This is a genomic window from Verrucosispora sp. TAA-831 (genome assembly GCF_050780145.1).
GTDB lineage: Bacteria > Actinomycetota > Actinomycetes > Mycobacteriales > Micromonosporaceae > Micromonospora.
Map to the genome: position 1 here is coordinate 5,492,842 of NZ_CP192240.1, position 11,272 is coordinate 5,504,113.

General features: G+C 71.1%; 12 protein-coding genes and 1 tRNA gene. 5 read left to right on the forward strand and 8 right to left on the reverse strand.

Annotated features, from left to right (window positions below; translation table 11 throughout):
• Positions 1-230 precede the first annotated feature (230 nt).
• The 4 genes from ACQVFL_RS24325 (at position 231) to ACQVFL_RS24340 (ending at position 2,238) form a co-directional block, all read left to right on the forward strand.
• Complete coding sequence (locus ACQVFL_RS24325; RefSeq protein ID WP_350700232.1) at positions 231-656, forward strand: HPF/RaiA family ribosome-associated protein; 426 nt, start codon at positions 231-233, stop codon at positions 654-656.
• A gap of 60 nt (positions 657-716) precedes the next feature.
• Positions 717-923: a hypothetical protein gene (locus tag ACQVFL_RS24330; protein WP_350700231.1), complete on the forward strand. Its 207-nt coding sequence runs from the start codon at positions 717-719 to the stop codon at positions 921-923.
• A gap of 82 nt (positions 924-1,005) precedes the next feature.
• Positions 1,006-2,025: an alpha/beta hydrolase gene (locus tag ACQVFL_RS24335; RefSeq protein WP_431727678.1), complete on the forward strand. Its 1,020-nt coding sequence runs from the start codon at positions 1,006-1,008 to the stop codon at positions 2,023-2,025.
• Between the two features lie 137 nt (positions 2,026-2,162).
• Positions 2,163-2,238: transfer RNA gene (locus ACQVFL_RS24340), tRNA-Arg, on the forward strand.
• Positions 2,239-2,438: 200 nt separating this feature from the next.
• Here the strand turns inward: ACQVFL_RS24340 and ACQVFL_RS24345 are convergent.
• The 6 genes from ACQVFL_RS24345 to ACQVFL_RS24370 all read right to left on the reverse strand — a co-directional run bounded on the left by ACQVFL_RS24345 (position 2,439) and on the right by ACQVFL_RS24370 (position 7,003).
• Entirely contained in the window at positions 2,439-3,047 is a 609-nt protein-coding gene (locus ACQVFL_RS24345; RefSeq protein ID WP_431727679.1) for a hypothetical protein, read from the reverse strand.
• A 78-nt stretch (positions 3,048-3,125) separates the two neighbouring features.
• Positions 3,126-3,608: a hypothetical protein gene (locus ACQVFL_RS24350; protein WP_431727680.1), complete on the reverse strand. Its 483-nt coding sequence runs from the start codon at positions 3,606-3,608 to the stop codon at positions 3,126-3,128.
• A gap of 155 nt (positions 3,609-3,763) precedes the next feature.
• Positions 3,764-4,414: a response regulator gene (locus tag ACQVFL_RS24355; RefSeq protein WP_396690902.1), complete on the reverse strand. Its 651-nt coding sequence runs from the start codon at positions 4,412-4,414 to the stop codon at positions 3,764-3,766.
• A complete protein-coding gene (locus ACQVFL_RS24360) occupies positions 4,407-5,543 on the reverse strand; it encodes a sensor histidine kinase (protein WP_396690900.1) in 1,137 nt (378 codons plus the stop codon). The genes ACQVFL_RS24355 and ACQVFL_RS24360 overlap by 8 nt, the downstream gene beginning before the upstream one ends.
• A gap of 3 nt (positions 5,544-5,546) precedes the next feature.
• The gene (locus ACQVFL_RS24365) at positions 5,547-6,086 is read right to left on the reverse strand and encodes a hypothetical protein (protein ID WP_396690898.1); all 540 of its coding nucleotides are present in this window, start codon (positions 6,084-6,086) and stop codon (positions 5,547-5,549) included.
• Positions 6,083-7,003: an ATP-binding cassette domain-containing protein gene (locus ACQVFL_RS24370; protein ID WP_431727681.1), complete on the reverse strand. Its 921-nt coding sequence runs from the start codon at positions 7,001-7,003 to the stop codon at positions 6,083-6,085. Before ACQVFL_RS24370 ends, ACQVFL_RS24365 begins: the two co-directional genes overlap by 4 nt.
• 668 nt (positions 7,004-7,671) lie before the next feature.
• On the opposite strand from ACQVFL_RS24370, the gene ACQVFL_RS24375 reads away from it, so the two are divergent.
• Positions 7,672-8,430: a helix-turn-helix domain-containing protein gene (locus tag ACQVFL_RS24375; protein ID WP_431727682.1), complete on the forward strand. Its 759-nt coding sequence runs from the start codon at positions 7,672-7,674 to the stop codon at positions 8,428-8,430.
• Here ACQVFL_RS24375 and ACQVFL_RS24380 read toward each other — a convergent pair.
• On the reverse strand, positions 8,362-8,937 hold the full coding sequence (locus ACQVFL_RS24380) for a dihydrofolate reductase family protein (protein ID WP_431729885.1): 576 nt from the start codon (positions 8,935-8,937) through the stop codon (positions 8,362-8,364). The genes ACQVFL_RS24375 and ACQVFL_RS24380 overlap by 69 nt on opposite strands.
• Positions 8,938-9,580: 643 nt before the next feature.
• Positions 9,581-11,101: a PQQ-dependent sugar dehydrogenase gene (locus tag ACQVFL_RS24385; RefSeq protein ID WP_431727683.1), complete on the reverse strand. Its 1,521-nt coding sequence runs from the start codon at positions 11,099-11,101 to the stop codon at positions 9,581-9,583.
• Positions 11,102-11,272: the final 171 nt, after the last annotated feature.

Genomic DNA, 11,272 nt, shown 5'->3' on the forward strand with positions numbered 1-11,272 from the left:
TGGCGGCCTGTGGACGAACGCCTGATCAAGGTCCCGGTGTGCTAGGCCGACCGCCCCTGCCCGGCCCGCGCCCGACGGCGGACGATCGATTCGCACAGGAAACCGTCAGGTTCCGGAGTGGTCCGCCTGGGTAGGAACTCGCCAACCGCACCTGCGACGTCGAACGAAAGGTCAGCGATCATGATGATGACCATCGCTTGTTCCGCCCGCGTCCCTGGTCAGGTGCAGCGATGAGCGAGAACCCGGCCACCGTGGAGAAGTGTCTGCGAATGGGTGCCGGCTTCTCGCAGGCCGACCGCGACTGGATCGTGACCCAGTTCGCCACGCTCGACGCCCGTCTGGCCGGCTTCCACGCCGACTCCACCGAACTCGAACTCTCGGTCAAGGACCGGGAGGCCAAGGGTCAGCGGGTCACGCTGGAGTGCTGGATCGCCGGTCGGCAGAAGATCGTCACCACCTCCTCCGAGGAGGACCTGCGCGCGGCGCTCAACGACGCCCGTGACGACCTGCGCCGCAAGCTCAACGACTCCAAGACCCGCCAGGAGCCGCGCAACAACAAGCACCTGCGGGTCACCACCCCGCCCGGCGAGCCGACCCCGGTCGAGGAACTGGCCGAGGAACTGGCCACCGCCGGGACGAAGACCGACGAGAGGTGACCGTGTCGCCGGCCGGGCACGCGTCCGGCCGGCGGCGCTGAACAGGGAGAGGTGAACGGCATGCCCAACGTGCAGCAACCGGAGATGCGCCGCAGCGGCGAGACCCGGCTGGTCCAGGACAGCGACGGACCGATCCCGGGGGGTGGCTCCGCGACCAAGCAGGAGCACCGGACGGTCCCGGTGGACCAGATCTCGCCGTACGGGCCGGATCGTGGGCGGGCCGCGACCTCGCACGAACCGACCGACCGCGACGCCCACGGCGACTGATCCGCCGCACGACAGTAGCCCTCGTCCCATGCCGGACGGGGGCTACTACCGTGCGGTAGCTTCCCGGCGTACCGTCGGTCCGGTGGAACCCGACGTGCTGGGCCCGCCCTACGAGCGGCACACCATCGACCTTGGCCGCGACGACGAGGGACCGGTGGTCGCCACCCTGGTCCGCCGCCGGGCGGAGCGACCCACCGGGCGTGCGGTGCTCTACGTCCACGGCTTCGTCGACTACTTCTTCCAGACCCACGTGGCCGACTTCTTCGCCGCCCGGGGCTGGGACTTCTACGCACTCGACCTGCGCAAGTACGGCCGCAGCCTGCTCCCCCACCAGACCGCCAACTTCTGCCGCGACCTGACCGACTACTTCCCCGAACTGGACGCCGCCGCCCAGATCATCCGCACCGAGGACGAACACGACACCCTGCTGGCCATGGGCCACTCGACCGGCGGGCTGATCGTCTCGCTCTGGGCGGACGCCCGCCGCGACACCGGACTGGTCGACGGCATCTTCCTGAACAGCCCATTCTTCGATCTCAACGCCCCATGGGTCGTGCGTCGACCCCTCGCAGCCGCCGTCGCGCGCCTGGGCCGTCGGGCACCCCACCGAGTCCTCCCCTTCGGCCTCGGCACCGTGTACGGCGAGAGCCTGCACGCCGACCATCGCGGCGAATGGAGCTACGACCTGGCCTGGAAGCCGCTCGCCGGATTCCCCGTCCGGGCCGGCTGGCTCAACGCCGTCCGCACCGGCCAACGCCGCCTGCGCGCCGGACTGGACATCCCGGTGCCGGTGCTGCTGGCCTGCTCGACCCGCTCGTTCCGGGGCGCGAAGTGGCACGACTCGGCGACCCTCGCCGACGCCGTCCTCGACGTCGAACACATGGTCCGCTGGGCACCCCGCCTCGGTCAGCACGTCACGCTCGCCCGCTTCGACGGCGGCCTGCACGACCTGACGTTGTCCGGCCCCGCCGTACGCGACAAGGTCCTCACCGAGGTAGGCCGCTGGGCGGACGCCTTCCTCGACGCCGGACCGACGCCCCCTCCCCCACCGGCCCCACGCCGCCCGGCCGACAGCGAGTCCGCCTCGCACGCCGCCCCCTGAGCCGCCGACCCGCCTGAGCCGGCCGATGGCGCAGATTCGCAGGTGCGCGGCGTCTATGGCACGTGCGACGCTGACCGGGCACCCGTTCCGTCGCGCCGGGCCCGTGCGGCGGTACCCTTCTCGCGCGATATCACAGCGCGCCCGTAGCTCAGCGGATAGAGCAGGGGACTTCTAATCCCAAGGCCGCAGGTTCGAATCCTGCCGGGCGCACCACCAGGCAGCCGGGTTGACCTGCTTCTTCTTGCCCTTCTTGCGATCTTTCTTAGAGCCGCCCTTCGATGAGATGGCCCCTCGTGAGCCCGAGCGGCGGAGAAGGACCAAAGGGAGATGGGGCATGAAGAATCTGATCTTGATCTTGGGGAAACACCCGATGCCCGGCCGTGGTGGGCCGGGCATCGGGCAGGTCGACCCGGTCAGTCGAGCGGCTCGGAGCCCTTCACGACGAAGGTCCAGTGGCCGGGCTCGAAGTCGGGGGTGACGTCGAACGACGCGACATCGCCGACGCCCTGGTAGAGGTACTCGGCGTGCTTGCTGCCGATGTAGTGGCCGTCGGCGGCCGGCGTGATCACGAATAGCTGCTCGGACTTCTCGATGTCGCACGGCTTCAGCCGGAGACTGCCGAACGGGTCGAGGGCCTGTTCCAGGCACAGATTCTTGGGGCCGGCCAGGCTGAACTGATAGTCGCTGGTCTTGTCGTCGGCGTGGATCAGGTGGAACTGGAGCGCCGTGCCGTTCTTCGAGGCGCTCAGGTAGCCCTTGCCCAGGTCGGTGATCGAGGCGCCGGAGCCCGCGGCAGTGACCGTGACCAGGGACTGCGCCTCCGGCAGCTTCGGCTTCCTGCCGGCCGGAGTGCTCCGCGGGGCGCTCTTGACGACCGGCTCCACGCGCTTGGGGGCGGCGGTGCCGGCGGGGGCGGACGGCGCGGTGGTGGTCGTGGTCGTCCCGGACGAGCACGCCTGGGCGGTGGCGGAGACGAGCACGAGGGCGGCGAGGGCACTGATTCGGGAGATTTTGGTGTTCATCGGACTTCCTGTCTCTGAAAAGAGGCGCGACTGGGCCACGGACGTCGGTGACGCCCGTCAAGCGGGTCGGGTGTGGGGCTAGTCGACCGGGGCAGCGGTGGCCGGACTGGCCAGGGCGACGACCGCGACCGCGGTGCTGTCCTGCACCAGCAGGACGCGGGTGGTGTGCTGTTCGGTGCCGGCGTCGGCCTCGGTGGCCCAGACCTTCAGCGCGGTCTGCGACGCGTCGGGCAGCGAGATCTGCTTGTCCCTGGTGTGCACGACGACGGTGCCCTTCGGGCCGTCCAGCGCCGCGCACATCGCGGTGTTGTTCGCCTCGACGTACCACGCGTCGGTGCCGCACGGCAGGCCGAGACCGCCGAACCAGCCGTCGGTCTGGCCGCGCTCGGTCGGCTTGCTCAGCTCGTCACTGATCAGATAGACGTCGACGGTCGAGGTGCCTTCCGGCAGCCGGGCGGGCCCGACCGGCCAGCCGATCCAGGCCACGAACGCGGCGACGAGCAAGGCGACCGAGACCGGCGCCCAGATCACGAGGGGGTTGACGCGGGTTCTGGTGGTCATGACACATTCCTCTTCCGGCGAGACGCGGGGCGGGTTTCTCCTGTTCAGAGGCCGTTCTCATCGACCTCGTTCACGGGAATGACACTACGGACGCCCCGCCGGGCAGCCATCCGACCACGGTGCTCATCCTGTGTGGTACCGCGGTACCACACGACTCAGACGAGCCCGTTCGTGTGCGCCCAGATCACCGCGTGCACCCGGTCGCGGGCCCCGAGTTTGGCCAGCACCCGGCCGACATGCGTCTTCACCGTCGACTCGGACAGGAACAACTCCCCGGCGATCTCCGGGTTGGACAGTCCACGGCCGATCGCGACCAGCACCTCCCGCTCCCGGGCGGTCAGCTCCTCCAGCAGGCTCGTGCCCGCCGGGTCGGGGGCCCGCCCGCCCTGGTAGTGGTCGAGCAGGGCGCGGGTGATCCGGGGCGAGACCACCGCCGCGCCGGCTGCGACGGTGCGGACCGCGTCGATCAGGTCGGCCGAGGGCGCGTCCTTGAGCAGGAAGCCGCTGGCCCCGGCGCGCAGGCCGGTGAACGCATACTCGTCCAGGTCGAAGGTGGTCAGGATGAGGACCCGGGTGCCGGGACAGTGGGCGACGATGTCCCGCGTCGCCTCGATCCCGTCCATGATCGGCATCCGGACGTCCATCAGCACCACGTCGGGGCGGCGTTCCCGGGCCAGCAGGGCACCGGCCCGGCCGTCGCCGGCCTCACCGACGATACGCAGGCCGGGTGCCGCGCCGAGGACCATGGCCATGCCCTCGCGCAGCAGTTCCTGGTCGTCCACGAGCAGCAGGGTTATCTCAGACATCGGCGCCTTCTGCGGGATGGGGCAGGTTTACTCGTACGGTCCACCCGACCACCTGACGGCCGGCTTCGACGGTGCCGCCATACATGGCGACGCGTTCGCGCATCGCGTGCAGACCCTGCTCGCTGCCGACCGACGGGGCCGGCGTGGTGCCCCGGCCGTCGTCGGCGACCACGATCCGGATCTGGTCGTCGCCGTAGTCCAGGTCGACCAGGACGTCGGTGGGCCTGTCGGCGTAGCGCAGCGCGTTGGTCAGCGACTCCTGCACGACCCGGAACACCACCCGCTGCAGACCCGGTGAGGACGGATCCGGCCCGTGGCGGCGCAGGGTCACCGGCAGGCCGGCGATCCGGAACGTCTCGATCAGGCTCTCCAGGTCACCAGGAGTGTCCGGGCTGTCGTCGCGCAGCACGCCGAGCAGCCGGCGCATGTCGGTCATCGCCTCCCGTCCCAGGGCAGCGACCCGCTGCACGGCCTTGCGGGAACGCTCCGGGTCGGTGTCGGCGACCGCGGTCGCGCCGTCGGCCAGACGGACCATGATGGTCAGGTTGTGGGCGACGATGTCGTGCATGTCGTGGGCGATCCGCACGCGCTCACGGGCGGCGGCCAGCTTGCCCTCCTGCTCCTTCTCACGGGCCAGCCGGGCGGCCCGGTCCTCCAGCGACCGCACGTGCCGGCGGCGGGTGGCGACGGTCGCGCCGACCAGCACCGGAATGATCACCGCGAGCCCGTAGAGGCCGATGAAGGGGCCGAGCCCGTAGCGGCCCTCGTGCTGGAAGGTGACCACCCCGAGCACGGCCACCGAGAGCACCGCGCCGATCGTCGCAGCCTGCAACGAGCGGTGTACCACCAGCGCATACATCACCACGGCGAACGCGATCAACTGGGTGTCGCCGGACAGGACGTCGCCGGTCACGGTCACCGCCAGCACCGCCCACGGCCACGACCGCCGCCAGATCAGCGCCAGCGAGATCACCGTGTTGACGGCCACCGCCCACCAACTGGCGCGGGTCATGTCGCCGGTCAGCATGTCGAAGTCGAGGCCGGCCGTGAGGCTGACCACGACGACGATGACGGTGGCCAGGTGGGGATGGTCGGCCCAGAAGACCCGGATCCCGGCGTCGGGCTCCACGGGTCAGAGGTTCCAGAGAGCCGTCGACGGGTCGGCCCCGAACATCATGCTCACCACCATCAGCACCAATCTGACCAGCAGGACTGCGCTGAGGGCGAGGCTGACAGCGGACGCCGTGTGCTTGACGGCGAGCGTGATGGCGAACGCGAACAGCGCCACGAGCACGCAGTATCCGATATCGACGGCCGACCGGCCCACGACTGTGCCGTAGCGCACATCGACCGGCATCACGACAGCGTACGCCAGCATCAGGCACACGGCCCCGAGCACCGCCGCGACCACGGTCACCACCAGGGCCTTCGCGGTCATCACGGCGATCCGGCGGGGTGTGGCCAGGAAGGTCGTCCGGATGGTTCCGGTGGCGTACTCCGAACCGGGCACGACAGCCGCCAACACGATGATCACCGTCTGGAGGACCGCAGCGGCCAGGAGCCCGGACAGCGCCGCGGCTGCGGGGGTGAGGACCAGCGCGGTTCCCGCGCAGATCCAGAACGATGTCAGGGTACGGAGTTTCAGCCACTCGGCGGCGACGAGGCGGATCATCGGCCGCGGGCCAGAGCCAGGTAGACGTCATCGAGGGAGGCGTGCACCGGGGTGTTCTCGATCAGCAGGATCCCGGCGCGGGCGGCCAGCCCGGCGATGTCGGCCGAGGTCAGCCCGGTGATCTCCAGGCGGCCGTCCGGGCGCAGGGCGACGGCCGCACCGTGCCCGCGCAGCAGCTTCTCCAGGTCGTCCGGGCGGTCCGGGCGGACCCACACCGCCGGGACCGTGTTCCGTGAGATCACCTCGGCCGCCGGAGCGTCGGCGAGCACCCGGCCTCGCCCGAGAATGACCAGCCGGTCGATGTCGCGGGCCAGTTCCCCGGTCAGGCGGCCGGTGACCAGGACGGCCCGGCCCTCGCGGGCGAGCGTGCGGAGCAGGGCGCGCAGCCAGGCGACACCGTCCGGGTCCAGTCCGGCCGCCGGATCGTCGAGCAGCAGGGCCGGCGGGTCACCCAGCAGCGCGCCGGCCAGGCCGAGTCGCTGCCGCAGGCCGGGGGAATAGACGCCGGCCCGCAGCCGCGCGACGTCGGCCAGCCCGGTCATCTCCAGGACCTCGTCGGTGCGGCGGTCCGGGATCCCGTGGGTCCGGGCGAGGATCCGCAGGTGATCGCGGCCGGTGCGGCCGGGGTGAGCCGGCGGCGGGGCGAGCAGGATGCCGACCTCCCGCAGCGGGTACGCCAGATCACGGTAGAACCGGCCGTCGAACAGGCACCGGCCGGACGTGGCCCGGTCCAGCCCGACCATCAGGCGCAGCGTCGTGGACTTGCCGGCACCGGCCGGGCCGACGATCCCGTGCAGGACACCGGGTTCCAGGCGGAACGACACGTTCCGCACTGCCGAGACGCCGCCGTACCTCCTGGTCAGGTCGTGGACTTCGATCACCGGGCCGACGTTACGGACGGCCGGGTGGCCCGCCATCCGACCACGGTGCCCATCCGGCGTGGTACCGCGGTACCACGCGGGGGTGGACACGTCACCTTGATCCAGCCCGAGACAGGTGCGCTGTCGTTCCAAGCGGTCACGCTCATCCACCCCGGGCCTGGACGACTTGCCCCGTCGACGTCGCAACCGATGAGCCCGGTCGACCTGCTCGGCGACCTCCAGTGGACGTTCTTCGGCCCGTACTGGACGCAACTGTCGGAGCGGCGGGCGGGCCTGTCGGCGGGCGAGCCCGGCCCCGCGCCGGACGCCGCCCGCCCCACGACGGCGCACCGCGATCACGGGGCAGGAGCCGGTCGAGGACCCGAGCCTCGCCATCTTCTGCCAGGACTGGCGGTTGCCGGTGCGCGACGTCGACCAGGTGCAGACGTACCGGGACCGACTGGCCGAGGTGGCACCGGCGATGAAGGTCAACCTCCGGGCGTGGGGCTCGACGATGGGCTGCATGGCTGGCCGACCGAGGTCCGCAACCCGCAGGCGCCGCTGCGGTGGAAGGGCGTACCGCCGGTGCTGGTGCTCACAACCGGTACGATCCGGTCACGCCGCACGAGTGGGCCCGGAACGTGACGGCCCTCAAGGTGCTCCGCCAGTTGATCCGGAACACCGGCGGCTCAGTGGACTGACAGCCACGTCGTAGTGTTGCCGCCGTGGGGCTGGTCAACACGTCGCGTTCCTCGGACTCACCGTGGGTCTCCTCGGTGTGGACCAGCCGCAGCACCCAGGTCTCGCAGATGACGTCGGTCGCCTGCGAGACCTGGGGGCTGGTGTTCTGGGAGTCCCGGGGTGTGCCGTTCGCGGCGGTCGTCGGCCCGGAGGACCGGGCCGGATCGGCGCCCGTGCCGCCGGACGCCCGGTTCGTCGGGGTGCAGTTCGCCGTCGGGACCGTGCTGCGGGTGGCATCCCCATCGACCCTGCGGAACTCGGGAATCGAACTGCCGGACACGACCTCCGGGCGGTTCTGGCTCGACGGCGAGCGCTGGCACACCCCGCGCGTGGACGACGTCGAGGCCCTGGTGGCACGGCTCGTCCGCAGCGGCGTCATCGTCCGGGACCCGCTGGTGCAGGCGGTGCTGGAGGGACGGCTGCCGGCCACCGCGAGCCGGACCGTGGAGCGCCGCTTCCGGGCCGCCACCGGCCTCACCCGGGGCACCGTCGCGCAGATCGGACGCGTCCGGGCCGCCGCCGAACTGCTGTCGGCGGGTACGCAGGTCAGCTCCGTCATGGACCGGCTCGGCTACTACGACGAGCCGCATCTCGCGCGGGCGTTGCGACGGTACGTGGGGCGTACCGCCGGTCAGCTCCGCAGCGGTGCCGGCGGCGCGATCGCGCTCCCGGCGCTAGCGGACGACGTCGTAGACGGCCTTGAGCACGCCGTTGCCGTAGGCGGCGGACTCGCGCAGCGCTAGCCGCTGCTCCCGCTGCTCACGCCACGGGAACACGCTCTTGCCGTCGCCGAGCGACACCGGAAAGACCAGCAGGTTGTACCGGTCGACGAGCCCCGCCTCGGCCAGGCGGCGTGCGAGTTCCGCACTGCCGTGTACGAAGATCGCCCCACCCTCGGTCTCCTTGAGCGCGGCCACGTCGTCCGTCGACCGCAGGATGTGCTGGTCACCCCAGTCGCCGACCAGCGCGTCCTCGCCGAGCGTCGAGGACACCACGTACTTCGGCAGATCCCGGTAGGCCACGTGGTCCTCGGACTGCGGCCAGATCGGGGCGAACGCCTCGTAGCTGCGGCGTCCGAACATGAGCGCGGTCGTCTCGGCGAGTTCCTCACCCTTGAGCGAGTACGACTCGGGGTCGAACTCCGTCCGGAACACCCATCCCCCGGCGGGGTGCCCCTCGACCGTCCCGCCGGGCGAGTCCACGATCCCGTCGATCGAGATGAATCCGGTCCACACCAGCTCGCGCGTCACCACAGTCTCCGCTTCGTCCTCGTACGCCTGCACCTCGGCCCGAAGGTCCGACACCCCGCGCCACACCAGCGACGCTATCGCCCCCACCCCCGCCCGTCTTGCACAAAACCGACACCCCCCAACACCCCCCCAACACCCCCCCGACAGGCTGGACCCCATCGGAGTTGACCAAGAGGGTTGCGCCCTCCGTCGTCCCCCTCCGCGCCCGAACTTCTTGATCACCTTTCCGAGTCTGTCGGACCGCGCCGGGGCGATGGCGTGCTTGCGCATCCCGGGGAGGGTGACCCTCCCCCCACAGACCGTCCCCCATACCGGGCGACGCACCGCCGACGGTTGCGTCACCGGAGATGACCAAGGAGTTTGCACGCTCAGAGCTGTCCCTGCGTAACCAAACTTCTTGATCAACGCGGGCGTCGGCGTGCTGGGCGAGGCGGCACGCGTCGCCGGGAGACCGGCGGACAGCCGCAGGGGCCGCCGGTGACGCGGGCGGTCCTGGGACACGTGGGCGGTCGCCCGGCGACGGGGATGGTCCCGGGCAGCCCACCGTGGAGGGGTGGGCTGCCCGGGTCGGCGCCGTGGCGCCGGTCGCCCGGGGACGCGGGCCGGAATGAGCTGATCCGGCAGGATGTGCTGCCGAAGTGCCTCAGCCCAGTTGGCAGGCGGTGCCGTTGAGGCGGAAGTCGCCGGGGCGGTCGTTGGTGCCGGAGTAGGTCGCCTGGAGACCGAAGGTGGCCGTGCCGTTGGTGGGCAGGCTGCCGTTCCAGGACACGTTGCGGGCGGTGACGGTCCGGCCGGACTGGGTCACCTGGGCGTTCCAGGCGCTGGTGACCTGCTGGTTACCGGGGAACGACCAGGTCAGCGTCCAACCGGTCAGGGCGGACCCACGGTTGGTGACGCGTACGTCGGCGGTGAAGCCGTTGCTCCACTGGTTGGCCGTCCAACTCACCGTGCAGGCGGCCGGGCCGGTCGTGGGCGGCGGCGTGGTCGGCGGGGGCGTCGTGGGCGGCGGCGTGGTGGGAGGGGGCGTGGTCGGCGGCGGGGTGGTGCCGTCGCGGGGCGGGAAGCGCAGCACCCGGTCGTCGGTGGACGCCGGGGTGCCCCGGCCGTCACGGTTGCTGGTGGTGACCCAGAGCCACCCGTCCGGACCGTACTCGACGGTGCGTAGGCGTCCGTAGGTGCCGGACAGTTCGGCGGTGGGGGTGCCGACGCCGCCGGATCCGTTGAGCGGCACGTTCCACAGTCGGGTGCCGCGCAGCCCGGCCACGAAGAGCCGGTTCCCGGCGATGGTGACGCCGCTCGGTGACGCCTCGGCAGGGGTCCAGACGAGCAGGGGGTCACGGAACCGGGGGTCGTTGGCCCGGCCCTCGACCGTGGGCCAGCCGTAGTTGCCGCCCGCGACGATCAGGTTGACCTCGTCCCAGGTGTTCTGGCCGAACTCGCTGGCATATAGTCGGCCTTGGGCGTCCCAGGCAAGACCCTGTACGTGACGGTGGCCGAGGCTGTAGACCGGCGACCCGGCCGTCGGGTTGTCCGACGGGACGGTGCCGTCCGGCCGGATCCGCAGGATCTTGCCATTGCGGCTCTGCGGGTTCTGAGCCGTGGCGGTCTGTCCGGCGTCACCCACTCCGACATAGAGCATGCCGTCGGGGCCGAAGGCGATCCGGCCTCCGTTGTGGATCGAGGCCCGGGTGAGCCCGGTGAGGATGGGTTGCTGGTCCTGCACGGCGGTGAGCCGGAACCGGGAGATGCGGTTGTCGGTCGCGGTGGTGAAGTAGACGTAGATCCAGCCGTCCTGCGCGTAGGTCGGCGAGACGGCGAGACCGAGCAGGCCCCCCTCACTGGTCGCGGTCACTCCGGAGATCGTGACCACGGGCACCGGCTGCTGGCCGGGGCGGACCCGGACCACCTGGCCGGTGGGACGTTGGGCGACCAGGGCGCTGCCATCGGGCAGGAAGTCCATGCCCCACGGCACCTGGAGCCCGGTGGCGACCGTTTCCGGGCGGGTGAAGTCGAAGTCGCCGACGGCGAGCAGGCCGGGGGCTCCGGCGCTGGCGGCGGACGGGCGTTCGACGGCGGGCACCGCACCGGCGAGACCACCGACGCCGACGGCACCGGCGACCAGCCCGGCGGTGAGTACGGCCCCGACCCTGAGTCGGATTTTCATGCCACCTCCCGAAATAGAGATGTTTATCAATGTAACATGCGCGAATTCGCGATGCGCGGGATCGCGCCCCGAAGAAGCAGCCGGGAGGCAGGAAAAGGCGGGAAGAATTCATATTTCTGTCTCGGACCCGCATCGACTACGGTGGGAACACAGGTGATCCGGACCGGGGTC